Raw genomic sequence first — 25,416 nt, forward strand, 5'->3', positions numbered from 1 at the left:
CTCGACACAAGCGCTTGATGGATTGTCCGGACGAGGTTCCGGATTTGCAAAGGTTGGGCCTTGCCATGGTACGTCTTTGTGCAGTGATGCTGGTTTTCCTGCTCGATAGCCTTGTTTCGGTGCACGCTCTGGCGGACGAGTCCTGGAGCGCGGGCTATCACGCGTTGAGTTTCCCTGATCCACTGGATTCCCAGCCGGTCGAGGCCATCGCCTTTTACCCCTCGACCGCCGCCGAGCAAGTGAGCATCCTGCATGGCTATCGCGTCGAGGCCGGTGAAGAGGCGCCTATCGCAATGGGCCGTTTCCCCTTGCTGTTGCTGTCGCACGGCAATACCGGCACCCCGCTGGCGCTGCATGACCTGGCCACTTCGCTGGCGCGGCAGGGGTTTGTGGTGGTTGCCGTGGTCCATCCTGGCGACAATGATCGCGATCACAGCCGTCTCGGCAGCCTGAGCAACCTGTACGGTCGGCCGCTGCAGATTTCCGAAGCGATCAGTACGGCCTTGCTCGACCCCTTGCTGGCCCCCTATCTCAATGCCCGGCAAGTGGGCGTGATCGGTTATTCGGCCGGTGGCGAAACCGCGCTGATTCTCGCTGGCGCGCAGCCTGATCTGCAGCGTCTGCGTCAGTACTGCGTCGAACGCCCGACAGACCGCGACGCCTGCAAGACGCAGGGCGAACTGGTCGCGGACCGTGATGACCTTCATGCTCAGGCTGATCCGAGGGTTGGCGCGTTGATGTTGATGGCACCATTGAGCCTGATGTTCGGCCGTCACACGTTGGGTGATGTGCACGTGCCGGTTTTGATGTACGCGGGAGATGACGATCAGTTGCTGGCGATCGACCGAAACGCAGAGGCACTGGCGCGCAAGCTGCCGCAGCCGCCCGACTACAAGCTACTGGCCGGGGCAGGGCATTTTGTCTTCATGGCACCGTGCAGTGATGAGCAACGCGCCAGTGCGCCGTTGCTGTGCAACGACCCTGACGGCGTGGACCGCGAGGATATTCACCGCAACCTGAGTGCCGAAGCGGTGCGGTTTTTCAGTGCGGCGCTGAATTCCGCCGACGATGACCGTTCAGGCATGCAAACGGCGCATCATCAGTAAGCACGCCGTTCAGGCATTCAGCGAACTTAGAAAATCACCAAACCCGCCCCTGGCTTTCGAGTCGAGGCGGGTGCTGGTTGTGACCTTGGGGCGGCAACTCCAGGCGATACGCGCACCGATCAACTCCAGCTGCTGAATCAGGTGCACGTCTTCGTGGCAGGGCAGTGCCGGAAAACCACCTGCGCTGATGTACGCAATCGAGCTGACGCCCAGATTGGCACCATGAATGTGTCTGTGACCTTCACGGTGCTGGTAATGCTGCAGGTAAGCAGCTTGCGCGGCCGCCGAGATGTCCTTGCTCCAGTCGCCGGGCGTGACCGTTCCGCATACCGCGTCGGCATCCAGCGCCAGCTGTTCGGCAAGCCAGTCACTGGCCACGGTGCTGTCGCCATCGGTACACGCCAGCCAGCGTGCACCCCGGTCGAGAAGAAACTCCGCGCCCTGTGCTCGAGCCTGCCCCACGTTGCGCGCCGACACTTCGAGAATCATCACGCCATGGGCACGCGCGATCTCCGCCGAGCGATCAGTGCAGCTGTCGAGAACCACCAGCACCTCTACGCATTCGCCCTTGAGGTCGGGGTGTGCAGCCGCCTGCTTTATCGTTTCGAGACACAAGTCGAGTAACTGCTCTTCATTGTGCACCGGGATCAGTATGCCGATCATCGGAGAATTCCTGTTCTGCTACGGAGGTTCCATCACGACACCACAGGTCCAGCAGGAAATCCTGTTCGTGATGACTGAAAAGTCGGTGCATGGACAAGCGTGCAGCAAGGATGTCGTGAACCGCCTGGGCGTTTAGCGGGCAGCCTTCGATCTCGGGCCGCCAGTGACAGGCGAGCAACTGGCCATCTGGTGCGAGGGCCGCCAGTGCACGGTCGATCAGGCCGTGCAGGTCGTCGGCGTCCAGGTAATAACCCACCTCGCTGAAGACGATCAGGTCAAATTCGCCCTGTGGCCATTGCTGCGGCAAACGCGCCTGCAACACTTTGGCATGGGGCAGGCCGGCCAGACGCTTGCGTGCCAGATCCACAGCCAGATTCGAGGTGTCGCAGCACACCAGCGAATCGCAGCGCCCGGCAAGATCGGCACTGAGTTCACCGTTGGCGCAGCCAGGCTCGAATATCGAGCGGTAGCGTTCGCGGGGCAGAGCGGCCAGTGTCAAGGCGCGCTTACGCCGTTCGTACCAGCGTTGCTTGAATGCCCACGGGTCCTCGTTGTTGAGAAACAGCTCATTGAAATAACTGTCCTCGACGCTCATGTGAACACCACTTCAAAGGGCTGCAGCAGCCTTTCCAGCACTGCGTCCGGCAAAACCGGGGAAAGACCGATGGCCGGATCACCCTGCAACTGGCTGGTGAACGCTTGGGCAGCATTGCGTTTATGGGCCAGCGTGACCGGATCGAGCAGCAGCTTGCGCGCTCTGTCCCATGGCAGGCGTTGGTCTTCAGGATCAGCCCAGTGCCAGGCCCAGACCGGTACCTCGTGGAACTGTGCTCCGGTGGTCTTGCAGGCCTTGGCACTGGCTCTGCCGACCGCCTCATGGTCGCTGTGGCCATCTTCTGCCCAGGTGGCGAATACCACGTCGGCAGGGCCCAGATGCTGTTCAAGAAAGGCCACCAGTTGATCTTCCGCGTCGGCCACGGCGCCGTCCTGAAGGCCGCAACGCAACCACTCGAGGCGTTCTGCAGGTATACCGAGGCGATTTAAGGCTTCGGCACTTTCCTCAGGTCGGGCTTTGCACAGACGATCGACGGGCCAGAGCGTGGAGCCCGGATGGCTAGCCGTACCATCGGTGACCGAGATCAGTAACAGGTTGCGTTCCAGTTGCGCCAGTTGGCTCATCAGACCGCCACAGGCCAGTATTTCATCATCCGGGTGCGGGGCGATGATCACGGCTCGGCAATTGGCCGGCACCAACAAGTCAGCGGTGATCACAGGCAGGCCGTGCAGCTTGGTCGAAGCGTTCCAGGCGGCGAGGGAAGTACCCTGGCCGGACTCGTCATCACTCACTACGAACCCTTCACTCATGCTCTATACACTCTCATAGTGACCACGTGCGTGCAGCGGGCAACGCCTTGCCGGACAACTGGCCCAACGCCGCCAAATCCTGCTCGGCGTGGCTCTGACGCAGGAAAACCGGCAGGTCGGTGATCAGCCGGGCAAAGTGCGGGTCCTTGCAATAAGGGCCGGCCCCGACGGCCCTGCCCACATGCTGAATCACCAGGTCGGCGGCTTGTTCGACATAAGCACGGCAACGTCTGGCAAGCATCTCGGCATTCTCGGCAGGCGCCTGATCGAGGTGCGCGGCAGCAGCGCGCAACACATCGATTGCGGCATGCAGTGCGACGTCCACAGCGCCAAGGTGCGCAAGGGCGTGCGGGTCCTCACGCTTGCCGACATGGGCCACCAGGCGCTGCGCGATGGCGCGTGATGCGCCGTACCAGCAGGCCGCAATGCCGATGCCGCCCTGCCAGAAGCCTGGTCTGTCGAGATAGCCGCCCGGTGCCCCGATCGCTTGACCGATAGCGTTGTCGAACACCACGTCGATACTGCCGGTAGCACCCATGCCCACTGCGCGCCAACCGTCGCTGGTCATGTGTACGCCGGGTTGGTCAAGGCGTACTGCAACCAGCTGCTGCCGATGTTCGGCGTCCCATGCAGTGATCAACGCATGGCTCAACGCCGAAGCGCCTGAGCACCATGCCTTGCGGCCGTGCAGGCGAAGTGCATCGCCTGCGCCGCTGATATTCACCCGTGCCTGCGGCGGCTCTGCCGCCCACATGCCCCAGGTGCTGAATTGTTCGGGGGGCGGGGCACCCAGTTCCGCCATGATCGCCAAGGCGTCTGTGTGCCCCTCGTACAATTTGCACAACCCCAGGTCGTGGCCTGCAACGCAGGCCAGCGCCCGCCAGCGCTCAAGTGTCTGACCGCGGGCAGGCAGGGGAAGCTGATCCAGACCTTCGTTGACCAATGCCTGCAAGCACTCGCCCAGCGCACGCGTATCGGCATAACCGTACTTGCGCCAGTCGAGAAACTCGCTCAAGGCATCAATCATTGCTGGTCTTCACGCTTCAGTTCGAACAGCAGCAGCGAACGCGGCGTTACGGTGTATTGCGAACCGAACGCGAAGTGCTCCTTGCTGCGTGCATCATCCTGGTTGGTGTCGATCAGGCACTCGTAATGGGTACCTTCAGGCACTTCCGGCAGGGTGAAGTTGACGCCGTCATGATGCGCGTTGACCACCAACAGCAGCGTGGCGTCGGCACCCGCGCGGCGGATACCGGTTTCCTGTGCGCGACCGTCCATCAGCATGCCCAGGCAACGGCCATTGGCATCGTGCCACTGCTCGACGCTCATCTCGTTGCCATCCGGAGCAAGCCAGGTGACGTCCTTGACGCCGATCTCTTCGTTATAGTCGCCTACCAGGAAGCGGCTGCGACGCAGGATCGGGTAGGTCTGACGCAGCTTGATCACGCGGGTGACAAACTTGAGCAGCGCTTCGCCATCTTCGTCCAGATCCCAGTTGATCCAGCCAATCTCGCTGTCCTGGCAGTAGGCATTGTTGTTGCCGTGCTGAGTACGCGCGAACTCATCGCCCGCCACAATCATCGGCGTGCCTTGTGCCAGCAGCAGGGTGGCGAACAAGTTACGCATCTGACGCAGACGCAGGCTGTTGATTTCCGGATCTTCGGTCGGACCTTCAACGCCGTGGTTCCAGGACAGATTATTGTTGCTGCCGTCCTGGTTGTTTTCGTCGTTGGCCTCGTTGTGCTTGTCGTTGTACGACACCAGGTCGTGCAGCGTGAAGCCATCGTGCGCGGTGATGAAGTTCACGGACGCCTGTGGACGACGGCCGCGCTGGTTGAACATGTTGCCGGACGCGGTCATGCGCGCAGCGAAGTCAGCCAGTTGAGCTTCGTCGCCTTTCCAGAAGGCACGAACCGTGTCGCGGAACTTGTCGTTCCATTCCATCCAGCCTGGTGGGAAACCGCCCACCTGGTAGCCGCCCGGACCGCAGTCCCATGGCTCGGCGACCAGTTTGACCTGACGCAGCACCGGGTCCTGACGGCAGGCGACCAGGAAGCTGTGGCGCTCGTCGAAACCGTCGTGGTAGCGGCCCAGAATGGTCGCCAGGTCGAAGCGGAAGCCGTCGACGTGCATTTCCGAAGCCCAGTAACGCAGGGAGTCGGTGACCATTTGCAATACGCAAGGGTGGCTCAGGTCGAGGGTGTTGCCGGTGCCCGAGTCGTTGATGTAGTAGCGCTTGTCGTCCGGCATCAGGCGGTAGTACGAAGCGTTGTCGATACCGCGCATCGACAGGGTAGGGCCCAGCTCGTTGCCTTCGGCGGTGTGGTTGTAGACCACATCGAGAATGACCTCGAGACCGGCGTGGTGCAGGTGCGCAACCATTTCCTTGAATTCGGCAATCTTGCCGCTCGCCAGGTAACGCGGGTCCGGGGCGAAGAACGCGATGCTGTTGTAGCCCCAATAGTTGGTCATGCCCTTCTGCAGCAAATGCTGGTCATTGACGAAGGCATGAATCGGCAGCAGCTCGACGGAGGTCACACCCAGCTTGCGAATGTGCTCGACGACCGGCGCTGATCCGAGACCGGCGAACGTGCCGCGCAGCTCTTCGGCCACCTCAGGGTGACGCATGGTGATGCCGCGTACGTGGGTTTCGTAGAAAATCGTCTTGTCCCAAGGCGTACCGACGCGCTGATCACGGCCCCAGGTGTAGGCCTCGTCGATCACCTTGCTTTTCGGTACGAAAGGGGCGCTGTCGCGTTCGTCGAAGCTCAGGTCGCCGTCAGGATGGCCGATGGTGTAACCGAACAGCGCTTCCGACCATTTCAGTTCGCCGACCAATTGCTTGGCGTACGGGTCGATCAGCAGCTTGTTATGGTTGAAACGATGACCATTCTTTGGATCGTACGGACCGTACACGCGATAGCCGTAGATCTGGCCCGGGTGAGCGTCCGGCAGGTAGCCATGGTAAATCTCGTCGGTGTATTCCGGAAGCTCGATGCGTTCCAGTTCGATTTCGCCAGTGGAGTCGAACAGGCAAAGCTCTACCTTGGTGGCGTTTGCCGAGAACAGGGCGAAGTTGACGCCCAGGCCATCCCAGCTTGCACCGAGAGGAAAGGGAAGTCCTTCACGAATGCGAGACGGGGTACTGCCAGGGTTGTCTAGCGGGGCTGAATTATCTTCTGCCGGTGTAGTGGACTTCGTATTCATGGTGACTTCCTGACGTCGAATGATTTTCTGAGCGGCCAAGGCCGCTACCGAAGCCGCTGGCTTCGATACTGACGATAATCTAAGGGGGTGTAGCAGGCCTCATCTCTGGTCAGAGCGAGACCTGCAATAGTTGACCGGTGCGCGGCCAGAAGAGTTTCAAGAATTCGACGGCTTGCGCGGCTTCTTCGGAGCAGGTTTGGCAGGCGCGTCGGTTGCAGCGGCTGCAGGGGGCTTGGCCTTGGGAGCAGGTTTGGCAGCCGCCTTGGGAACAGGCTTGGGCTTGGCTTCGCCAGCAGGCTTTGGCGCAGGCGCCGATTTTGCGGCGGGCTTGGCCGCGCCCTTGGCAGGCGCCTTGGCGCTGTCTACCTCAGGCAGCTTGGGCTTGGTCGATTTGCGCACACTGGACTTGTTCGGCGCCAGCGCTTCGGCCTCGGCCAGCTTGCGCGCCATTTCCCAGTGACGCTCGTCGTGACCGGAAGGTTTACCCTCCGATTCCCAGATTTGGTAAGCAAAGTCGCGAATTCTTTTTTCGTCGGCACTCATCTTGAGACTCCCAGCTATTACATAGTTTGAATAAGCAGATTGACGGAAAATCTTTCAAGCGCTGCACTGAGCGGTACTTCCCGATCACTCGTCACGACAACGTCAGAAAAGAGTCCCTTCCAGTCAGAACCGGAGTCGGCAAACGGCAACATGATCCGTGTGTCGCCCCAATTGGCAGCATTAATCAATGGAGTTTGCGCAGTACCCAATAGTTCACTGCATGTGCGTGGTACTACGATGATAGCGCGCACTCCTTGCGTCTCCCGGGCAAAGGCCATCACCTGCTCGGCGTGGCTGCCCTTTACTTCCAGCGGTTGATAACTGCCCTCGCTGAACAGTCCCGGATGTTCGGCGCGCAGGTTCAAGACCTTCGCGATCAGCGCCTGCTTGATGCGCCCGTCCTTCCAGTCAGTCAGCAGCTCGGTAACGCTTGCGTCTTCGGCCAGAGCCTGTTTCCGTGCAGCGTAGTCAACCGGGCGGCGGTTGTCCGGGTCCACCAGGCTGAAATCCCAGAACTCGGTGCCCTGATACAAATCGGGAACACCGGGTACGCTCAAGCGTAGCAAGGTTTGCGCCAGACTGTTGAGCGCGCCGGCGGTGGCAATACGGTTGGCTGTCGCACTGAGGGATTGACGCAACGCCAGGGCTTCCGGTGCCAGCAGCAAACGCTCCAGAAATTCGCGGCAAGCGGTTTCGTAGGGCTGATTCGGTGCACTCCAGCTGCTTTGCAGCTTGGCTTCGCGCAGGGCTTTCTCCTGCCACTGGACCATGCGCTTCGCGTAAGCCTGGTGAGCTTCTTCGCCCTCAAGGCTTAGCGGCCAGCTGCCCAGCAAGGCCTGATAAAGCATCAGCTCGTCGCCGGCACTGATCGTCGGCTCGTCACCCTTGAGCGGCATCGCCAGCTGTCTCCAGCGCTCTACCTGTTCGGCGTACCACGGGGCGCATTCACTCAGCACCGAAAGGCGTGTACGCGTATCTTCGCCACGCTTGTGATCGTGCGTTGCAGTGGTCAGCAAATTGTCTGGAAACTTCTCCAGACGTTGCAGGCAAACCTGATGGAAGTCTTCTACCGGCGCACTGAAGTGCTGCGGATGGAAACCCACATCGTTGCGCGAGAGCAGCACGGCAGAGCGGTAGAACGAGGTGTCTTCGACCGACTTCGCGGCAACCGGGGAGGTCAGCTGCTGGAAGCGTACACAGGCATTCTTGTAGGCCTTGCGCAGCGGGCCGCGTGGCAGTTTTCGCCACGGTTCGCCACCCAGCCAGCGTGCCAGGTAATCCAGCACCGGCCAGTCGCCTTCGTTCAGCGTTGCACGCGCGCCTTCCATGGCCTGCTGGAAATACTTGTCGTCTTGCGCAGAGCGGCCGCACACCGAGATGTACGTGCGATAAATCGGAAAATTGACGATCAGCGCGAGCAGGGCACGGCGAATCGCACCCAGGGTCAGGTCACGGCTCATCAGGTCGCTGCGTGCAACCTGCAGCAACGATTGAGCAACGTTCTCGAAATCGCCCGCCAGCGTGCCGTGCAGGACCAGATCACGGGCCACCAGTACTTCCTGATCGAAGTCAGCGGTACGTTCTGTCAGGCGACTCCACAGCTCACCCAGAGGCTCTTCGCCCTTGGGGTCGTGTTGCAGCAGTGACACCTGGTTCATGAACTCGTAACCGGTCGTGCCGTCAACGCTCCAGTCTTCACGCAGCGGCTCGTCGGGGCCGAGGATTTTCTCGACGAAGATCGGCAGATGATCAATCTGCGCGTGCTCGGGGCGCAGTTTGAGCAGACTTTTGACCCGACGATGCAGCTTGCGACCGTAGCCGCGCGGATCAGCCAGGCCATCGATGTGGTCGATACGCAGCCCATCGACCAGGCCATCGGCAATCAGCTGGAATATCTTGCCGTGGGTGGCTTCGAACACCTGTGGCCGCTCGACACGCAGGCCGCCCAGCTCGTTGATGTCGAAGAAACGCCGCCAGTTGATGTCATCGCCAGCGGTGCGCCAACTGGCCAGACGATAGTGCTGACGCTCCAGCAACTGGTGCAGGCGCTGAAAGCCTTGAGGCTTGCTCGAATCGAAATGCGCGAGGATCTGCTCGACACCCTTGAGCACCTGCGGGTCCTTGGCCAGCTCGGCTAACTCGGCCTTTGCCTGGCGTGCACGCTCATAGGCCTGCGGGAACTGCGCCAGTGCGGTGAAACGCTGGGCCATTTCCTTTAGTTGAGGGTGATCCACGGCCTGCAACAGCGAGTCGTAAGTCAGTGGGCAGATCGGAAAGTGATGCTGATAGTGCTCGATGTAGAACGCACCATGCTCTGCGTCGAAGCGCAGCGGGATTTCGCCGGCCTGCAATACCGTGCCGTAATCGCTGCTCAGGAACGGCAGCAACAGTTGGCCTTCCAGCAGTGGGTCCGGCGAATTCCACTGAATGTCGAAGAACTCTGCATACGGGCTGCGACGGCCCCATTCCAGCAGGTCCAGCCACCACGGGTTGTCGGCACCGCCGACCGCCATGTGGTTGGACACGATATCGAGAATCAGGCCCATACCGTGCTCGCGCAAGGTCTCGACCAGGCGCAGCAGGGCAGGTTCGCCGCCCAGTTCCGGATTGATGACCGTCGGGTCGACAACGTCATAGCCGTGCATCGAGCCGGCACGGGCTTTGAGCAGCGGCGACGCGTAGATGTGGCTGATACCCAGGCTGGCGAAGTAGGGCACCAGTGGCACGGCGTCGTCGAGGGTGAAATCCTTATGGAATTGCAGGCGCTGGGTGGCGCGCAAAGGCTGTAATAGACGGGTCATTGATCACGCTCCGTAGCCTGCAGCCGGGATCGGGAAAGCAATTCCAGTCGTCGAGCAGCATTCGGGTTATCTAGCAGAGAGGCCGCATCGCCGGGAAGACGCCTGCGCCAGTTGGGGTGGCTGTCAATGGTGCCGGGCAGGTTGGCCTGCTCTTCGACACCCAGCGCGTCTTCTATCGGCAGCAATACCAATGGCGCACGTGTATGACCCAGGTAGCTGATGCTCGCGTCGATGATCTGGGCCGGATCTTCAGTATCGGCGGGCATACTGTCGATGTTCTGACTCAAGGCACGCCGCAGGCTTTCATATTCCCGCGTGCGCTCTTCGCGCCACTGCGATTCGTGCTGATCGTCAATATGACCGAGGCGCGCGTTCCACTCGATATCCAGCTCGCTGAGCCAGCCTGCCAGGGTCGGCAGGTCGTGGGTACTTGTGGTCGCCAATGCTTGATCCGACCAGTCGAGAATCGGCTTGAACTGACCATTGTTCTGTTCGAACAGCAGTACACGCATACCAAGAATTGCCCTGGCACTGAGTTTTTCGCTCAGGCCTTCAGGCACAGTACCGAGGTCTTCACCCAGCACGATAGCCTTGTGCCGCCAGGATTCCAGACTCAGCAAGCGAAGCATGTCGTCCAGCGGGAAGTTCAGATACGCGCCCTCGCTGGGAGGCGCCCCTTGCGGGATGACCCATAGGCGCTGCAAGCCCATGACATGGTCGATACGCAACCCGCCAGCATGGGCGAAGTTGGCCCGCAGCATCTCGATGAACGCGCGAAAGCCATTACGTTTGAGGCCGTCCGGCGAAAACGCGGAAATCCCCCAGCTCTGGCCGGCACGGTTGAGAATGTCTGGGGGGGCGCCGACGGTCAGAGCCGACAGCAGCTCGTCCTGGCGGCTCCAGGCCTGGCTTCCTGCGCCATCGGCGCCCACTGCCAGGTCGGCGATCAGACCGACGCGCATGCCGCTGCTGCGTGCTGCAACCTGTGCACGCTCCAGACCACGGGCTATCAGCCATTGGGCGAACGCATGAAAGCTGATTTGCTCGCGATGGTTTTTGGCAAATTCTGCGACGGCGTCGCCGCGAGGGTCTTTGAACTGCTCAGGCCATTCATGCCAATTACTGCCGATGTTCAGCGTTTCTGACTCGGCACACAGTGCTTCGAAGCGGCAGTGATTTTCCAGCGCTTCGCCACCGCTGTGGCGGAAGCTGTTGAAGTCTTCGTGCAGCGGGTGATCACCCGCACTGAAGCCTTCATAAAGCGCGTGCAGCGCTTTCCATTTGGCATTGGCCGCGGCTGGCCAGTCGATCAGCGTCTGTGTTTCAAGGTGCTTCATCTCGTCGCCGACACGCGCGTCTTCGATGGCCTGACGCCACGCACTTTCACCAAGAATCGCACCCGGCGACGCGTACAGGCTGTTGAGGAACAGCCTGCTGGAAGGTGAATAAGGACTGTAACGGTGAGGGTCGTTGGCGAACATGGCGTGGATCGGGCTGATGCCCAGCGCATCGGCCCCTCGCTCGCCAGCAGAGCGCAAGACTTTCTCCAGCGCCTCGGTGTCACCAAAACCGCCATCGCCTTCACGCCGCAAGCTGTAAAGCTGGGCGGTCAGGCCCCAGCCGTGCGGCTTCGAGGTCTCGGTGGCCATTGCCATGCTGAAGCAGGTTTTCGGCGCGACCGCGATGGTCAGATGCTGTCCTGCGATTTCCAGCTGCTGGTAGCCGGGCGGAGCGAGCGCCGGAAGCTCTGCGTTCGAGGTCAGTCTGGCATCCAGTGAAGAGCCGTCTTCGAGGTGTAGCGTGAACGGCGTTTGTGGCGCGAACCACTGCGACAGGTCCAGATTGCTTTCCACATCGACCGTCAGCAGTGGCGGGGCGCTGGTGCCGTGACTGGCTTTTTGCAGGCGCAGCAGGCTGGCATCGATAGCCTCGCCGCTTTCAGCAGGATAGCCCAGCGCTTCCAGAACCTTGCGCAGTACATCCGGGCTGACGGTCTGCGGCCGAGCGTTGGCATCGACCCAATGCACCGACAATCCTGCCTCGGTCGCAAGCCTCTCCAATTGCTCATTGTTCATCCTGTTCCTCCAGAACATCACTTGCTTTCAGGCTGACAATGGCCGTGTAAGCATTGAGGATGCCGCGTGGGGAAAGTTCGGACGATTTCTCTGCGCTGGAGAATATCTCGCGGGCACCCGCTTGTGGCGGTGCGTTAACCGCATGCTCGCTGAGATTGAGGTCAATACGCAGCTCGCTGCCATCACCCAGTGTCCACCGCGCACTGACCGCCTTGTCACCGAGAATATCGGTCTTCAGGAAGCGTGCGCCCTGCAGGCGCGGCATGATCTCCTGATGGCGCAAGGCCAACAACTGCGTATAGAACTCCAGCCAGCTGCGATGATCCAGGCCTATGTCGGTATCGAGATCGACCGCTGAAAACGCCGGGCGTGACGCTTCGAATGTCTTGATGTCGTTTGGATCAGGAATGTGCTCGCGCTTTTCCGGATCGGCGAATGCGGCGAAATCAGCGAACTCCTTGCGACGTCCTTCACGTACTGCATCGGCCAACTCGCCGTGGTGGCTGGTGAAGAACAGAAACGGTTCGCTGGCCGCCCATTCATCGCCCATGAACATCAACGGGATCATCGGTGAAAGCAGCAGCAGCGCAGTGGCGGCTTTCAATGCCGCAGGCGCGCAGAGCTGCGGCAGGCGTTCACCGAGTGCGCGGTTGCCGATCTGATCGTGGTTCTGCAGAAACAACACAAAAGCCGACGGCGACAGGTGTGCACTGGGCTCGCCTCGCGTATGCCCGTGGCGCGTCGGTTCGCCTTGGTAGACAAACCCTTCGCTGAGCAGACGCGCAAGCTTTTGCGTGGGCTCTTTGGCGAAGTCTGAATAATAAGCGTCGGTTTCACCGGTCAACAGCACGTGGAGGGTGTTGTGCCCGTCGTCGTCCCATTGAGCATCGAAGCCCTTTTCCAGAAGACCGGCCTGGTTAAACTCGTTCTCAAGGTTCAGCCACACGTGGCGGCCTGGTTCAATGCGGCCACGAACCCGCTCTGCGAACTCGGGCAGGAAGGTCTCGTCGCGAATGGCGTGTACAGCGTCCATACGCAGTCCGTCGAAGCGATACTCGAGCAGCCACATCAGGGCGTTGTCAACGAAAAAGTCGCGCACCTGCGGGCGTCTGAAATCGATCGCATCACCCCACGGGGTGTGCAGGTCTGTACGGAAAAATTCTTTGGCGTAGCTGCCCAGGTAGTTGCCATCCGGCCCGAAGTGGTTGTACACCACGTCCAGAATCACCATAAGGCCAAGACCGTGGGCGGTGTCGATCAGGTGCTTGAGCTGTTCCGGCGTGCCATAGGAAGACTGCGGAGCGTAGTGCAGAACGCCGTCATAGCCCCAGTTGCGATCACCGGGAAACTGCGCAAGCGGCATCAGTTCGATTGCGGTAACGCCCAGTTTGGCAAGTCGTGGCAGGTGCTTTTCCACGCCAGCGTAGCCACCCATGGCGCCCACGTGCAGTTCATAGATGACAGCTTCGTGCCAGGGACGCCCGCTCCATGCAGTGTTTTGCCATGAATAAGCGTCAGGGTCGACGACGAAGCTTTCAGAATGAACGTCATCGACCTGCGCGCGGGAGGCGGGATCAGGAACGTCCAGCTCGTGGTCGATCCTGAAGCGGTAGCGAGTACCCGCCTTGCAGCGGGCCTCCAGGACGAACCAGCCGTCTGACTGAGGCAGCATGGCCAGTGACTGGCCATCCTGCAGTTCGACATTTACGAAGGAGGCATCCGGTGCCCAGAGGGCAAACCGGGTGTGTTCAGGGTCCAACAAAACGGCGCCGTGGCGCCAGTTATCGTCTGTACGCAGGGGCATCCATTCAATCCTTAACCTAGTAGTTGCTGGAAATACTCACGTTTTTCTTCAACAGATCGCGATAGAGATCTGCGTAGGGCTCTACTGCCTGATGCCAGTTGAAGGGAGCCGCCATGGCACGGCAGCGCATGGCGTTGAGCAGCTCCGGATGGGCGAAGACCTGGAGGGCGCGATTCAGGGCCTCGGTGTAACTTTCGACTGTCGATTCATTGAACAGAAAGCCAGTGACACCGTCTTCGATCGTATCGGCCAAGCCACCTGTATTGCGTGCGACAGGCAGCGAGCCGAAGCGTTGCGCATACATCTGGCTCAGCCCGCATGGCTCATAGCGGGACGGCATCAGCAGGAAATCGCTGCCGGCGAACATGCGTCGTGCGTCGGTTTCGTTGAAGCCAATGCGCACGCCAACACGCCCGGGGAAGCGTTCAGCCAACTCGCGCATGGCATCTTCTTCTTCGGGTTCACCGCGTCCGATGATTGCGATCTGCCCGCCATTATTGACGATGTGTTCGGCAACGCCGATTGTCAGGTCCAGGCCTTTCTGGTACACGAGACGTGACACCACGGCGAACAGCGGCCCGGTAGAGGCATCCAGCTCGAACAGTTCACGTACGTAGTCAGCGTTGATTTCCTTGCGCGTCCATTCGTTGGGCGCAAAGTGGCAGATCAGATGTTCGTCGGTGGCGGCATCCCAGCTTTCGTCGATACCGTTGGGAATGCCGCTGAGCTGGCCTTTGTTGGCCTTGCTTTGCAGAAAGCCCTCAAGGCCGCAGCCGAACTCCGGGGTGGTGATTTCCCGAGCGTAGGTGGCGCTCACGGTGGTGATGTGGCTGGCGAAGGCCATGCCTGCCTTGATGAACGAAAGCTGACCGTAAAACTCCATGCCTTCAGGGGTGATGGCGGAGTCCGGGATGCCCAGCTCACGGCTCGAGGCAGTGCTTACGGTGCCTTGATAGGCGAGGTTGTGAACAGTGAAAATACTTGGCGTGGACTGCCCGCGCCAGCGCATGTAAGCAGGCGCCAGGCCGGCGGGCCAGTCGTGGGCATGAACCAGCTCGGGGCACCACTGGCTCTTGACTTCGCCAGCCGCGAACTCGGCAGCCGCCAGGCCCAGACGGGCGAAGCGAATATGGTTATCGGACCAGTCGCGGCCAGTGCTGTCGGCGTAAGGGGTGCCTTCGCGCTCGTAAAGCTCCGGGCAGATCAGTACGTAGATCACCAGACCGTCTTTCATGTCCATACGACCGACCTTGCAAGGCGGCAGCGCTGCATGCCCGCCCAACTGGCTGATGATATGGATAGGATTACCGCTGTTGATGACCTGCGGATAACCTGGAATCAGTACGCGAACGTCATGCAGGTGGCGCATGGCTCGCGGCAGTGCGGCAGACACATCGCCCAGCCCACCGGTTTTCACCAGATCGGCCAGTTCGGAGGTCACGAACAACACTTTGCGTCTGTTGACCTGGGACATGGTCGGCTGAGGCTGAACAGTCGACGTTGGCATTTGCAACACAGGAACGCTCTTGTTAGAGAACACCGGCAGATGAGTCAGCTCGCCGACAGGCTGGTTAAAACTCTCTCCCTTCTGGGTTTTCACAGCGGCGCTAATCATCAATTTTTCCCCTTAAAACAGTCTTGGTGCATCACTTGATTTTTATTGGCCATTTCCTATGGCCGGGTACACATACGTGCACTACGCAAGATCGATACCCGTTTTGACCATGCATAGTGACAAAGCGGTGTGATGTCGCCATTACCGGATGTCAGCCAATAGCATAGATGCTCTAATCACCTGACCCGGCGGTTTTGGAGAAGTTTCGACTTTTTTATTTGCGAATGTCTGGCACAGGCTTCGACGCCCCGCATGATGGCAGGCTGCAGGTGGCAGCCGGGTTGTCGCTGCGCTTTTTCAAGGCTTTTTTCTGCGTCCGGAGAGCCCGTTACCGGTCGTCGGATCGTTGGACAATCCCGTCCAGGCACTTGGTTTTCATCACTTATACCGTAGGGGTCCGGCTGTGATGAGCAGCGATGGTGCGTAACGCCTTTTCCGGGTGCGTGTATTGGTCAATCTGCGTGCGCGACGAGAAAATCCTTACATCTACGTTGGAACATTTTGGCGCAGGGCAGGATAGAATCGGGCCACAAGCCCCGGCCTTGACACTGGCCTGAGGCATCACCCTTTGACTGATTTCAATGAATCACTCTGATTGAATTGACGAGGATGGAAATGGAAGCCCCTGAGGTACTGGTACTGCAAGCGAGCTATACAAATCCTGTGCACGCGGATGCGATCGGGTTCGTTTTGAATGAATATGCGATGGATGCCATGGGGACCGGGCGGCCTCTGTCGAGCGACACCCGTCGCCAGTTGGCAATCGAACTCGCAAAGCGTCCCTATGCGTTCAGCGTGCTGGCATTCATATCGGGTGAACCGGTGGGGTTGGTCAATTGCTTCGAGGGGTTTTCAACCTTTGCCTGTCGTCCGTTGGTCAATATTCATGACGTCGCGGTGCTCTCACAATATCGTGGCCTCGGTATCAGTCAGAAAATGTTGCTCAAGGTCGAAGAAATTGCACGCCAGCGTGGCTGCTGCAAGCTGACGCTTGAAGTTCTGGAAGGCAACGAGGTTGCGCAAGGGGCTTACAGAAAGCTCGGTTTCGACAATTATCAATTGAGCCCTGAAATGGGGCGTGCCATGTTCTGGCAGAAAGCGCTGTAGAGAGCTTATTCGCCAAGGGTCTTTTTTGATCGTTCAGGTGCAGACCGGGCGGCTCGGAAGATCAAGCAGGCTGCGGGGATCAACAGGGGGCAGGTCAGGTGGGCAAGCCAGATGATCGGGCTTGCCCTGAGGCGTTTTGAAGAATGATACAGTTGCGGTCAGGCCTGAAGCATCTTGCCAGGGGCGGATAACTGCGATTGCTGCAGTATCGAGCTCAAATGAGCCACTTTTTTCTGCAACTGCTCGCGCTCTTCTTTTAATGTGCGCAGTTCGTCACGACGGATAGTGACATACAGGGTTTGTGGTGCAATTGCTGGTAGTACAGTGCCCATTGCTCACCTCGCAAATGGCGGATTCAACCTCAGAGAGGTCCATGGCAATGACTTTCAATCCCTGAGCGCCGCTGCTTACCCTCTCTATCGGCACCGATTTTGATTTCTTTTGCATGATTTTGGAACTTTTTTATTTTTAATTGTCGCGAATGTCTCTTAATCGCGACAAAATGCACCACAGGAGGGCGCTCGCGTCTTCATCTTCTCGCAAGGGAACCGACGTTCCGCCTCGCTTGACTAAACAGCATGCTCGCAATCTGTCGATGCGCTGGACGGCAAGCGACGCACCTTTTTACGATTTAAGGAGCACCTTCATGCAACTTGGGATTATTGGACTGGGCCGCATGGGCGGCAATATCGCACGCCGCCTGATGCTGAATGGTCACACGACTGTGGTGTACGACCGTGATGAAGCATCGCGCAACGCCCTGGCCAATGACGGTTCGACTGCGGTCGCAGATCTGAAGGAACTGGTCGGCACGCTCGCCAAGCCCCGTGCTGTCTGGGTAATGCTCCCGGCTGGTGCGCCTACCGAAGACACCATCCAGACCCTCAGCGAGTTGCTTGACGCCGATGACGTGATCATCGACGGCGGCAACACTTTCTACAAGGACGATATCCGTCGCGCTCAGGAACTGACCGAGAAGGGCCTGCATTATGTCGATGTCGGCACGTCAGGCGGCGTCTGGGGCCTCGAGCGCGGCTACTGCATGATGATCGGAGGCGAGGCCGCCGTTGTCGAGCGCCTCGATCCGCTGTTCGCGACACTGGCTCCGGGCCTTGGCTCGATCGAGCGCACCCGTGACCGCACCTCGACCGATGATCGCGCCGAACGTGGTTATATCCACTCCGGCCCTGCGGGCTCCGGGCATTTCGTGAAGATGATCCATAACGGTATCGAATACGGAATGATGCAGGCCTTCGCCGAGGGCTTTGATCTTCTCAAGCAGAAAAACTCCGAACTCCTGCCGCCTGAACAGCGTTTCGACCTGAACACGGCTGACATTGCCGAAGTCTGGCGTCGTGGCAGTGTGGTGTCGTCCTGGCTGCTGGACCTGACCGCCGATGCCCTGGCCACCGACCCTCACCTGGATGCGTTCTCCGGTTCGGTTGCCGACAGCGGCGAAGGTCGCTGGACCATCGAAGCGGCCATCGAGCAGGCGGTTCCGGTTCCTGTGCTGTCCAGTGCTCTGTTTGCGCGATTCCGTTCCCGCCAGACAAGCTCGTATGCAGACAAGATGCTCTCTGCCATGCGCTTTGGATTTGGTGGCCACAAGGAACCCAAGTAATGGGCCTGTCGCGTGGCAGTGCCGAGCAAAAAACCGAGGTAGCCCCACCCACGACCCTGTTTCTGTTCGGTGCCCATGGAGACCTGGTCAAGCGCCTGTTGATGCCGGCGCTTTACAACCTGTCACGCGACGGTCTGGTGGATGAAGGGCTGCATATCGTCGGCGTCGATCACAATGCGATCAGCGATGCCGACTTTGCGAAAAAGCTCGAGAACTTCATTCGTGATGAGGCCGCCGGCAAGGTTGCTGGCGGCGGCAAGGATCCGCTCGATCCTGCGCTCTGGGGCAAGCTGGCCGAGCGCATCAGCTATGTGCAGGGCGACTTCCTCGACGATTCCACCTATCAGGACATCGCCAGCAAGATCGAGAGCACCGGTACTGCAAACGCGGTGTTCTATCTGGCCACCGCGCCGCGATTTTTCAGTGAGGTTGCCCAGCGGCTGGGCTCGTCAGGTTTGCTGCAGGAAACCGAAGACGGCTTCCGTCGCGTCGTGATCGAAAAGCCGTTCGGCTCCGATCTGGCCAGTGCGGTTGAGCTCAATGGGTGCCTGCTCAAGGTCATGAGCGAGAAGCAGATTTACCGGATCGACCATTACCTGGGCAAGGAGACGGTGCAGAACATTCTGGTCAGCCGTTTCTCCAATGGCCTGTTCGAGTCGTTCTGGAACAATCACTACATCGATCACGTACAGATCACGGCTGCGGAAACCGTGGGCGTGGAAACCCGTGGCAGCTTTTACGAGCATACCGGGGCCTTGCGCGACATGGTGCCCAATCACCTGTTCCAGCTGCTGGCGATGGTGGCGATGGAGCCACCTGCCGCTTTCGGTGCTGATGCCGTTCGCGGTGAGAAAGCCAAGGTGGTTGGCGCGATCCGGCCGTGGAGCCAGGAGGAAGCCCTGGCCAATTCGGTGCGTGGTCAGTACGCCAAGGGCGTGATGGGCGACAAGGAGGTCGTCGGCTATCGTCAGGAAGATCGCGTGGAGCCGGACAGCAACACCGAAACTTACGTTGCGCTCAAGGTCATGGTCGACAACTGGCGCTGGGTGGGTGTGCCTTTCTACCTGCGTACCGGCAAGCGCATGAGCGCTCGCAGCACGGAAATCGCCATCTGCTTCAAGCCTGCTCCTTATGCGCAGTTCCGCGATACCGAGGTCGACCGGCTCAAGCCCAACTACCTGCGGATCCAGATCCAGCCCAACGAAGGCATGTGGTTCGACCTGTTTGCCAAGCGTCCGGGCCCGGAATTGAAAATGGAGGATATCGCGCTGGGCTTCGCCTACAAGGACTTCTTCGAGATGCAGCCCTCCACGGGGTACGAAACCCTCATTTATGACTGCCTGACCGGTGATCAGACGCTCTTTCAGCGTGCCGACAACATCGAGAACGGCTGGCGTGCAGTGCAGCCGTTCCTCGACGCCTGGGCCGCACAGCCGCAAGTGCAGCTTTACGAAGCTGGCAAGGATGGCCCGCAAGCGGGTGAAGAGTTGCTGAGTCGTGATGGTCGGGAATGGAGAGAATTGAATGTCTGAACTGCCTGTACAGTTCCTGTTGTCCGACATCGACGGCACGTTGCTGCGCCGTGATCACAGCCTTAGCCAAGCCAATATCGACGCCATCAAGCGCCTGCGTACTGCCGGCGTTCACTTCACGCTGGCCAGCAGTCGGCCGCCCAGGGCCATGCGCCAGGTGATCGAGGCGCTGGATGTCGACCTGCCCACCGTGGCATTCAATGGCGGCACCATCACCCATCCCGATGGCAGCCTGCTGGTGGCTCATCGCATTGACCCGCGCGCCGTTCGCATCTGTCTGGAGCTGTTTGCCGGGCAGAGCGTTGCCATCTGGGTGTTTGCCGATGATCAGTGGCTGCTGATCGATCCCGAAGCCGATTACGTCGATCATGAGCTCGATGCACTGGGCTATGACTATGTTCAGGTCGAGAGTTTCGAGCCGTATCTGGATCGCGTCGACAAGATCGTCGCGGCCAGCGGTGATTTCGAGTTGCTCAAGACCCTTGAGGCGCAGCTCAATCCGCAGATCGAAGGGCTCGCGCTGGCGGCCCGTTCGCAAAAGTACTATCTGGATGTGACTGCGCTGGAGGCCAACAAGGGTTCCGCTCTGGTCGCGCTGGCGGACTATCTGGGCGTCGACCTGTCGCGTACGGCGGCCATAGGCGACGGCGGTAACGACGTGGCAATGTTCCACAAGGCCGGCTTGTCGATCGCCATGGGGCAGGGCGAGCAGACAGTCAAGGGACAGGCTGATCATGTTACTGATAGCAATGAGCAGGACGGAGTGGCCAACGCCATCGAGCGTTACATCCTGAACGTCTGATCGAGCTGCATACCCACGTTAACGAATCATCATCACGACGGGCATTTCTGAATGGCTGCACTGATCGAAGACTACGCATTGCTGGGCAACTGCGAGACGGCGGCGCTGGTCGCCCGTGATGGTTCGCTGGACTGGTTGTGTTTCCCCCGCTTCGACTCGACGGCCTGTTTCGCCGCACTGCTGGGCGGTGATGAGCATGGCCGCTGGAAGATCGCGCCAACCGCCGAGGTTACCGCTGTCGAGCGCCGTTATCGCGACGGCACCCTGATTCTCGAAACGGTTTTCGAAACCCGTGACGGCCGCGCGATGCTGATCGATTTCATGTCCATGAAGACCTCCGGCCACGTGGTGCGCATGGTGGTCGGGCTATCCGGTCGGGTCGAGTTCGCTGTGGACCTCGCCATCCGTTTCGATTACGGCAGCAGCGTCCCTTGGGTCGAGCGAAAGGATGCTCATACACTGACGGCAGTCGCCGGGCCGGAAATGCTGGTTTTGCGCAGCCCTGTGGCCCTGCACCCACAGGATCATCACACCGCCAGCCTTTTTCACGTGGATGAAGGCGAGCGCAAGGTTTTCACACTGGCCTATCAGGCATCCTTTGCACCCTTGCTCGACCAGATCGATGCCGACCGGGCCTTGGAGACCACCGCAGCCTATTGGCGCGAGTTTTCTGATCGCTGCCCTGACGTCGGGCCGTGGACGGCGCAGGTAAAGCGCTCGCTGATTACGCTCAAAGCCATGACTTATGCGCCCACCGGTGGCATCGTTGCCGCCGTGACCACCTCATTGCCCGAGCAGTTGGGCGGCGAGCGCAATTGGGATTATCGCTATTGCTGGTTGCGTGACGCCACCATGACCCTTCTGGCATTCATGAATCTGGGTTACTTCGAGGAAGCCCAGGCCTGGCGGGACTGGCTGTTGCGCTCGGTTGCCGGTAATCCGGAGCAGATCCAGATCATGTACGGCGTAGGCGGCGAGCGACGTTTGCAGGAGTACGAGCTGCCCTGGCTGAGTGGCTATGAGAACTCGCTGCCGGTGCGTGTAGGCAACGGTGCGGCAACGCAGGTTCAGCTGGACGTCTACGGCGAAGTGGCCGATGCGATGATTCAGGCACTGCGCGGCGGTATGACGCAGCATCCGCGCAGTCTGGCGATTTCCAAGGTGGTCATGCCTTATCTGGAGAAGATCTGGCACCTGCCGGATGCGGGCATCTGGGAGATACGCTCCGAGCCGCGCCACTTTACGCATTCGAAAGTCATGGCCTGGGTGGCCTTTGACCGTAACGCCACGCAGATTGCCCAGGCTGCCGAGAGCGATGAGGATCGTGCGCTGGCAGTGCATTATCGGAAGGTGGCGGACGAGATCCATGCCGATGTCTGTCGCCACGGTTTCGATGCCGAGCTTGGCAGCTTCGTGCAGACTTATGGCTCGACAGAGGTGGACGCCAGCCTGCTGCAGATTGTGCTGACCGGTTTTCTTGCGCCGGAAGATCCGCGTGTTATCGGTACTGTCGCGCAGATCGAGCGCACGCTGATGCAGGATGGTCTGCTGCTGCGCTACGACAACGAGCGCAGTGTCGATGGCGTCGCCGGCCGTGAAGGGACGTTTCTGGTCTGTTCGTTCTGGCTGGCCGATGCCTATGTCTTGCTGGGTCGGGCTGATGATGCCGCGCGGCTGTTCGAACGGTTGGTGGGTCTGTGCAACGACGTTGGCCTGCTGGCCGAGCAGTACGATCCGAAGGGCGGACGCATGCTGGGCAATTTCCCTCAGGCATTCAGCCACATCGGCATCATCAATACGGCACTCAACCTGCACCGGGCGGTATGTCCGGCGTTGGCCAGGACTTCCGGCGCGCTTGAAGAGGCCTGATCAGCTGTCGCGGCCAGCCTTGCGAAAGGTCAGGTTGATTCGTTGCTCACCCAGTTGCGGATGCTCGGCCTGCTTGATTGGCAAAATGCCGTGGAAGCGCAACCTGTCCTCGTCACCCCAAACCACAACGTCCCCATGAAACAGGGAGATGCGTTGGGTCTTGTCGCTGCGCAGCAGGCCTCCGAACTGGAAGATGGCCGGTATGCCCAGTGATACCGACACCACTGGCCAGCGATGGTCGTGTTCGTTCCGGTCCTGATGCAGGGACATCCTGGCGCCCGGAATATAGCGATTGATCAGGCAGGCGTCAGGGACGAACCCGGCATAGCCTGCTGCCAGTGCGGCATCCTGCGCCAGCTTCATGAAGACGTCCGGCATCGCCGGCCAGGCCTGTCCTGTTTGTGGGTCGGTTGCGCTGTATCGGTAACCGTGACGGTCGGTTATCCAGCCCAGTTGTCCGCAACTGCTCAGCGCTGCCGACATGCTCAGACCGCTGGGGGTCTGCATGTGCCGGAACGGGGAGAGTCCCAGTGTTTCCTCAAGGGCGGACAGCAGCTGCGGCATGGCGCTCAGCGCAAAGCCTCTGAACAGCCATGACCTAGGCCCGATCCGCTCATCGCTTCGAGGCTGGGCCGTCTGGTCTGCGAACAGGTCCAGAGTGGCGGGAGTGTCACCTTTGCGTTGCATGATCGGATCGAGCTCCGGTGAGTATCAGAGAGCCTTGCTGACCTTGACGTCGGTAATAAGGTCGTCGCTCTCGCCGTGCATTTTTTTCAAAGCGGCCTCGGCTTCCTCGGTGGATGCCGATTGCAATTGGGCGAATTCAAAGCGGCGTTCGCCATTGAGCTTGTAGCTGACAGCGAATTTGGTCGTGCGCGGGACTGGATTGTTCACGGTGACTCCTTGCATCATCCCAGGCGAGTGGTCGAGCGCCGGACGATCTTGATCTTGTGAGTGAAGGGCAGTTTGCGTCCGGCGTTGGTATCTGCCTTGCGGCCTGCGGTATCGATGGTGATGTTCCAGAAACCGGTGCTTGGTGCGGCGATCTTGGCCGGAAATCTGTCAAACGCGCCGCCATGATAGGTGTGCCGACCACCATTTTTGAAGCTGCGAAAATTCGCATCGTTCATCAGGCGAATATTGCAGGTCTGAGAGCACTCGATGACGACAAGGTCGTCCTCGTTGAGATGCTCACGCTGGTGTACGAATTTCATGACGGGCTCCGAAATGGGGGTTTTTCTGAAAAATCAAAACGATAGCATGCGACGCCCGCAATTTGACGTCGGTGAGCATTAATTTGCCGTGTTTCCGGGAAAAAATGCCTCAGCCGGGATTTAATTGCCCCAGGGCTTGTCGTAGGACCTTTATTTGGAGGCTTTGTATGAAACTGGCTGCTGTAGTAGTCCTGGCTCTGGCAATGACTGGCTGTGCCACAGTAAATGACATTGAGCATACACCCCCCACCATGAACGTGATGTCGGGCAAGAATCCTCAGGAATACGCTGATTGCTTCGCTGGCAAGATCAGCAGCAGTCGCAAGCCGCCTTTGATCGAGCCTCGTCATGACGGCTTGCGGGTCATCGTCGCGCAGAAACTCAGCAAGGCACCCGCAGCATTGGTCGATATCGAGAGCCGCTCGGGCGGTAGTACGATCAAGGTCTACGAACGACTTTCCAATGTGCCTATCCGTTTCAGGGATGTGCAGAACGCTGCCGAAGCGTGCATTTCAGGCTGATAGGTCAGGCTCGGTCAGCTGGCCCTGCCTGCGGTGGGCAGGGCGGCAGATCCGACTATTTGCAGACCACCAGCACGCTGCGACTTTTGTAGTTGCCAACGTCCACGCCCAGCGTCTTGTCGCTTTCGGCAGGCTGAGGGGTACCATCTGTGCCGACAATTTCATAGCCTGTGCCTGCACAGGACGCGTCCGCCTTTTCGTAGCAGCTTGCCCAGGACATTGCCTCGCCGGAGCAGTCGATGCTCAAGCCCTGTTTGCCGTTTTTCAGGTAAGTATTGGAGGCGGTCGCGCAGCCGGTAAGGCCCAGCACAGCAATAATGGACAAAATTCTGATCATGTTTTTCGCTTCGAGATAAGGCCGGTGAATTAATAAATGCGAGCGTTGGACTGGTAACAGGTGCCATCGTTCCGCCATGTTTTGCATCATAAACTGCCGGCTTCTCGTTTGTCGCGGCCTGGCCATTCACGAACCCTGATGTAAAGGCTGCAGCCGTCGGCAAATGCCATTCCAGGCGGGCTGCGCTGGGTCTAACGGTAGTTTGAGGGTGTACTGCGCGGCATTTGTGTACAGGCAATATCCAGAAACTGCGGAACTATCTGTACGAGTATTCCTCTATGATGGCATCGGACGGCCAAAGGCAGCATTGTAAGGTGACTGCCCCATCATTAGACTGCGCCGTTAACACCAACAGCCCTTACCAAGGACTTTTATGATCAAGAAATGCTTGTTCCCAGCAGCCGGTTACGGCACTCGCTTCCTGCCAGCGACCAAGGCCATGCCCAAGGAAATGCTGCCGGTGGTCAACAAGCCACTGATCCAATACGGTGTTGAAGAAGCACTCGCGGCTGGCTTGACGGAAATTTCCATCGTGACCGGCCGCGGCAAGCGCTCGCTCGAAGACCACTTTGACATCAGCTACGAGCTGGAGCACCAGATCAAGGGCACCGACAAAGAGAAATACCTGGTCGGCATCCGCAAGCTGATCGATGAGTGCAGCTTTTCCTACACCCGTCAGACCGAAATGAAAGGCTTGGGTCACGCCATTCTCAGCGGTCGCCCGCTGATCGGCAACGAAGCGTTCGCCGTGGTTCTGGCGGATGACTTGTGCGTCAACCTCGAAGGCGACGGCGTGCTGGCGCAGATGGTCAAGCTGCATAAGCACTACGGCTGCTCGATCATCGCCATTCAGGAAGTTGATCCGTCGGAAACCAACAAGTATGGCGTGATCGCGGGTGAAGAGATCAAGCCTGGTCTGTTCCGCGTGACCGACATGGTTGAAAAACCGAAGCCTGAAGATGCACCGTCCAACCTGGCGATTATCGGCCGCTACATTCTGACGCCGGACATTTTCGAGAAAATCGAACAGACCGAGCCAGGCAAGGGTGGTGAGATCCAGATTACCGACGCCTTGATGAAGCAGGCTGCAGAAGGCAACGTGCTTGCCTATAAATTCAAGGGCACGCGTTTCGACTGCGGTGGCGCTGAAGGCTATATCGAGGCGACAAACTTCTGCTTCGAGCATTTCTACAAAGCCGGCAAAGCTCATTGATTTTTGAATGACGCTGCTGTG

At 59.4% G+C, this 25,416-nt stretch carries 23 protein-coding genes; 8 read left to right on the forward strand and 15 right to left on the reverse strand.

Going from position 1 to position 25,416, the window contains the following annotated elements:
• The first annotated feature begins 65 nt into the window (after nucleotides 1-65).
• A complete protein-coding gene (locus tag JOE34_RS17045; protein ID WP_003422925.1) occupies nucleotides 66-1,106 on the forward strand; it encodes a hypothetical protein in 1,041 nt (346 codons plus the stop codon).
• A 9-nt stretch (nucleotides 1,107-1,115) separates the two neighbouring features.
• On the opposite strand, the gene JOE34_RS17050 is transcribed toward JOE34_RS17045, so the two are convergent.
• The 10 genes from JOE34_RS17050 to glgA form a co-directional block, all read right to left on the reverse strand.
• A complete protein-coding gene (locus JOE34_RS17050) occupies nucleotides 1,116-1,769 on the reverse strand; it encodes a glycosyltransferase family A protein (protein WP_003342075.1) in 654 nt (217 codons plus the stop codon).
• A complete protein-coding gene (locus tag JOE34_RS17055; RefSeq protein WP_029572550.1) occupies nucleotides 1,738-2,364 on the reverse strand; it encodes an SAM-dependent methyltransferase in 627 nt (208 codons plus the stop codon). The genes JOE34_RS17050 and JOE34_RS17055 overlap by 32 nt, the downstream gene beginning before the upstream one ends.
• Nucleotides 2,361-3,134: a PIG-L family deacetylase gene (locus JOE34_RS17060; RefSeq protein ID WP_029572551.1), complete on the reverse strand. Its 774-nt coding sequence runs from the start codon at nucleotides 3,132-3,134 to the stop codon at nucleotides 2,361-2,363. The genes JOE34_RS17055 and JOE34_RS17060 overlap by 4 nt, the downstream gene beginning before the upstream one ends.
• A gap of 13 nt (nucleotides 3,135-3,147) precedes the next feature.
• Nucleotides 3,148-4,161 carry an acyl-CoA dehydrogenase family protein gene (locus JOE34_RS17065; protein ID WP_029572552.1) on the reverse strand — a complete coding sequence of 338 codons (1,014 nt, stop codon included), beginning with the start codon at nucleotides 4,159-4,161 and terminating at the stop codon, nucleotides 3,148-3,150.
• Complete coding sequence (glgX, locus tag JOE34_RS17070; RefSeq protein ID WP_003315330.1) at nucleotides 4,158-6,341, reverse strand: glycogen debranching protein GlgX; 2,184 nt, start codon at nucleotides 6,339-6,341, stop codon at nucleotides 4,158-4,160. The genes JOE34_RS17065 and glgX overlap by 4 nt, the downstream gene beginning before the upstream one ends.
• Nucleotides 6,342-6,497: 156 nt before the next feature.
• Nucleotides 6,498-6,884: a DUF2934 domain-containing protein gene (locus JOE34_RS17075; RefSeq protein ID WP_029572553.1), complete on the reverse strand. Its 387-nt coding sequence runs from the start codon at nucleotides 6,882-6,884 to the stop codon at nucleotides 6,498-6,500.
• Between the two features lie 17 nt (nucleotides 6,885-6,901).
• Complete coding sequence (locus JOE34_RS17080) at nucleotides 6,902-9,685, reverse strand: malto-oligosyltrehalose synthase (protein ID WP_057419579.1); 2,784 nt, start codon at nucleotides 9,683-9,685, stop codon at nucleotides 6,902-6,904.
• Nucleotides 9,682-11,760 (reverse strand): 4-alpha-glucanotransferase, encoded by a 2,079-nt coding sequence (gene malQ, locus JOE34_RS17085; RefSeq protein WP_017278548.1) that lies wholly within the window; start codon nucleotides 11,758-11,760, stop codon nucleotides 9,682-9,684. Before malQ ends, JOE34_RS17080 begins: the two co-directional genes overlap by 4 nt.
• Nucleotides 11,750-13,564, reverse strand: coding sequence for a malto-oligosyltrehalose trehalohydrolase (treZ, locus tag JOE34_RS17090; RefSeq protein WP_017278549.1), 1,815 nt, complete (start codon nucleotides 13,562-13,564; stop codon nucleotides 11,750-11,752). The genes malQ and treZ overlap by 11 nt, the downstream gene beginning before the upstream one ends.
• A 16-nt stretch (nucleotides 13,565-13,580) precedes the next feature.
• Nucleotides 13,581-15,179, reverse strand: coding sequence for a glycogen synthase GlgA (gene glgA / locus JOE34_RS17095; RefSeq protein ID WP_017278550.1), 1,599 nt, complete (start codon nucleotides 15,177-15,179; stop codon nucleotides 13,581-13,583).
• A 615-nt stretch (nucleotides 15,180-15,794) separates the two neighbouring features.
• Here glgA and JOE34_RS17100 point away from each other — a divergent pair.
• Nucleotides 15,795-16,286: a GNAT family N-acetyltransferase gene (locus JOE34_RS17100; protein WP_003315325.1), complete on the forward strand. Its 492-nt coding sequence runs from the start codon at nucleotides 15,795-15,797 to the stop codon at nucleotides 16,284-16,286.
• Nucleotides 16,287-16,444: 158 nt separating this feature from the next.
• On the opposite strand, the gene JOE34_RS17105 is transcribed toward JOE34_RS17100, so the two are convergent.
• The gene (locus JOE34_RS17105; RefSeq protein WP_003315324.1) at nucleotides 16,445-16,618 is read right to left on the reverse strand and encodes a DUF6026 family protein; all 174 of its coding nucleotides are present in this window, start codon (nucleotides 16,616-16,618) and stop codon (nucleotides 16,445-16,447) included.
• A 263-nt stretch (nucleotides 16,619-16,881) separates the two neighbouring features.
• Between JOE34_RS17105 and gnd the strand changes: the two genes are divergently transcribed.
• Genes gnd through JOE34_RS17125 form a run of 4 tightly spaced genes read left to right on the forward strand, consistent with a single transcriptional unit; the run spans nucleotide 16,882 to nucleotide 22,110 of the window.
• Nucleotides 16,882-17,907, forward strand: a complete 1,026-nt coding sequence (gene gnd / locus JOE34_RS17110) for a phosphogluconate dehydrogenase (NAD(+)-dependent, decarboxylating) (protein ID WP_074908386.1) — start codon at nucleotides 16,882-16,884, stop codon at nucleotides 17,905-17,907.
• Nucleotides 17,907-19,439 carry a glucose-6-phosphate dehydrogenase gene (gene zwf, locus JOE34_RS17115; RefSeq protein ID WP_057419580.1) on the forward strand — a complete coding sequence of 511 codons (1,533 nt, stop codon included), beginning with the start codon at nucleotides 17,907-17,909 and terminating at the stop codon, nucleotides 19,437-19,439. The genes gnd and zwf overlap by 1 nt, the downstream gene beginning before the upstream one ends.
• Nucleotides 19,432-20,241: a Cof-type HAD-IIB family hydrolase gene (locus tag JOE34_RS17120; protein ID WP_057419581.1), complete on the forward strand. Its 810-nt coding sequence runs from the start codon at nucleotides 19,432-19,434 to the stop codon at nucleotides 20,239-20,241. The genes zwf and JOE34_RS17120 overlap by 8 nt, the downstream gene beginning before the upstream one ends.
• 51 nt (nucleotides 20,242-20,292) lie before the next feature.
• Nucleotides 20,293-22,110: a glycoside hydrolase family 15 protein gene (locus tag JOE34_RS17125; RefSeq protein ID WP_209996202.1), complete on the forward strand. Its 1,818-nt coding sequence runs from the start codon at nucleotides 20,293-20,295 to the stop codon at nucleotides 22,108-22,110.
• Here JOE34_RS17125 and alkB read toward each other — a convergent pair whose 3' ends face one another.
• The 3 genes from alkB to JOE34_RS17140 are packed head-to-tail and all read right to left on the reverse strand — an operon-like array spanning nucleotide 22,111 to nucleotide 23,324.
• On the reverse strand, nucleotides 22,111-22,797 hold the full coding sequence (alkB, locus tag JOE34_RS17130; protein ID WP_209996211.1) for a DNA oxidative demethylase AlkB: 687 nt from the start codon (nucleotides 22,795-22,797) through the stop codon (nucleotides 22,111-22,113).
• 24 nt (nucleotides 22,798-22,821) lie between these two features.
• On the reverse strand, nucleotides 22,822-23,004 hold the full coding sequence (locus JOE34_RS17135) for a hypothetical protein (RefSeq protein WP_003342120.1): 183 nt from the start codon (nucleotides 23,002-23,004) through the stop codon (nucleotides 22,822-22,824).
• Between the two features lie 14 nt (nucleotides 23,005-23,018).
• Complete coding sequence (locus JOE34_RS17140) at nucleotides 23,019-23,324, reverse strand: DUF1883 domain-containing protein (RefSeq protein WP_003315318.1); 306 nt, start codon at nucleotides 23,322-23,324, stop codon at nucleotides 23,019-23,021.
• Between the two features lie 167 nt (nucleotides 23,325-23,491).
• On the opposite strand from JOE34_RS17140, the gene JOE34_RS17145 reads away from it, so the two are divergent.
• Entirely contained in the window at nucleotides 23,492-23,845 is a 354-nt protein-coding gene (locus tag JOE34_RS17145) for a hypothetical protein (RefSeq protein WP_003315317.1), read from the forward strand.
• A 55-nt stretch (nucleotides 23,846-23,900) separates the two neighbouring features.
• On the opposite strand, the gene JOE34_RS17150 is transcribed toward JOE34_RS17145, so the two are convergent.
• Nucleotides 23,901-24,182, reverse strand: coding sequence for a hypothetical protein (locus JOE34_RS17150; RefSeq protein WP_003400694.1), 282 nt, complete (start codon nucleotides 24,180-24,182; stop codon nucleotides 23,901-23,903).
• Between the two features lie 373 nt (nucleotides 24,183-24,555).
• On the opposite strand from JOE34_RS17150, the gene galU reads away from it, so the two are divergent.
• Nucleotides 24,556-25,395, forward strand: coding sequence for a UTP--glucose-1-phosphate uridylyltransferase GalU (galU, locus tag JOE34_RS17155; RefSeq protein WP_003315315.1), 840 nt, complete (start codon nucleotides 24,556-24,558; stop codon nucleotides 25,393-25,395).
• Nucleotides 25,396-25,416 lie beyond the last annotated feature (21 nt).

The sequence above is a fragment of the Pseudomonas sp. PvP028 genome, from assembly GCF_017832255.1.
In the GTDB taxonomy this organism is placed as follows: Bacteria; Pseudomonadota; Gammaproteobacteria; order Pseudomonadales; family Pseudomonadaceae; genus Aquipseudomonas; species Aquipseudomonas syringae.

Excerpts from the sequence above, each read along its gene's own strand:
- JOE34_RS17045 (WP_003422925.1), top strand. The coding sequence starts at position 66 with ATGGTACGTCTTTGTGCAGTGATGCTGGTTTTCCTGCTCGATAGCCTT.
- JOE34_RS17050 (WP_003342075.1), bottom strand. The coding sequence starts at position 1,769 with ATGATCGGCATACTGATCCCGGTGCACAATGAAGAGCAGTTACTCGAC.
- JOE34_RS17055 (WP_029572550.1), bottom strand. The coding sequence starts at position 2,364 with ATGAGCGTCGAGGACAGTTATTTCAATGAGCTGTTTCTCAACAACGAG.
- JOE34_RS17060 (WP_029572551.1), bottom strand. The coding sequence starts at position 3,134 with ATGAGTGAAGGGTTCGTAGTGAGTGATGACGAGTCCGGCCAGGGTACT.
- JOE34_RS17065 (WP_029572552.1), bottom strand. The coding sequence starts at position 4,161 with ATGATTGATGCCTTGAGCGAGTTTCTCGACTGGCGCAAGTACGGTTAT.
- glgX (WP_003315330.1), bottom strand. The coding sequence starts at position 6,341 with ATGAATACGAAGTCCACTACACCGGCAGAAGATAATTCAGCCCCGCTA.
- JOE34_RS17075 (WP_029572553.1), bottom strand. The coding sequence starts at position 6,884 with ATGAGTGCCGACGAAAAAAGAATTCGCGACTTTGCTTACCAAATCTGG.
- JOE34_RS17080 (WP_057419579.1), bottom strand. The coding sequence starts at position 9,685 with ATGACCCGTCTATTACAGCCTTTGCGCGCCACCCAGCGCCTGCAATTC.
- malQ (WP_017278548.1), bottom strand. The coding sequence starts at position 11,760 with ATGAACAATGAGCAATTGGAGAGGCTTGCGACCGAGGCAGGATTGTCG.
- treZ (WP_017278549.1), bottom strand. The coding sequence starts at position 13,564 with ATGCCCCTGCGTACAGACGATAACTGGCGCCACGGCGCCGTTTTGTTG.
- glgA (WP_017278550.1), bottom strand. The coding sequence starts at position 15,179 with ATGATTAGCGCCGCTGTGAAAACCCAGAAGGGAGAGAGTTTTAACCAG.
- JOE34_RS17100 (WP_003315325.1), top strand. The coding sequence starts at position 15,795 with ATGGAAGCCCCTGAGGTACTGGTACTGCAAGCGAGCTATACAAATCCT.
- JOE34_RS17105 (WP_003315324.1), bottom strand. The coding sequence starts at position 16,618 with ATGGGCACTGTACTACCAGCAATTGCACCACAAACCCTGTATGTCACT.
- gnd (WP_074908386.1), top strand. The coding sequence starts at position 16,882 with ATGCGCTGGACGGCAAGCGACGCACCTTTTTACGATTTAAGGAGCACC.
- zwf (WP_057419580.1), top strand. The coding sequence starts at position 17,907 with ATGGGCCTGTCGCGTGGCAGTGCCGAGCAAAAAACCGAGGTAGCCCCA.
- JOE34_RS17120 (WP_057419581.1), top strand. The coding sequence starts at position 19,432 with ATGTCTGAACTGCCTGTACAGTTCCTGTTGTCCGACATCGACGGCACG.
- JOE34_RS17125 (WP_209996202.1), top strand. The coding sequence starts at position 20,293 with ATGGCTGCACTGATCGAAGACTACGCATTGCTGGGCAACTGCGAGACG.
- alkB (WP_209996211.1), bottom strand. The coding sequence starts at position 22,797 with ATGCAACGCAAAGGTGACACTCCCGCCACTCTGGACCTGTTCGCAGAC.
- JOE34_RS17140 (WP_003315318.1), bottom strand. The coding sequence starts at position 23,324 with ATGAAATTCGTACACCAGCGTGAGCATCTCAACGAGGACGACCTTGTC.
- JOE34_RS17145 (WP_003315317.1), top strand. The coding sequence starts at position 23,492 with ATGAAACTGGCTGCTGTAGTAGTCCTGGCTCTGGCAATGACTGGCTGT.
- JOE34_RS17150 (WP_003400694.1), bottom strand. The coding sequence starts at position 24,182 with ATGATCAGAATTTTGTCCATTATTGCTGTGCTGGGCCTTACCGGCTGC.
- galU (WP_003315315.1), top strand. The coding sequence starts at position 24,556 with ATGATCAAGAAATGCTTGTTCCCAGCAGCCGGTTACGGCACTCGCTTC.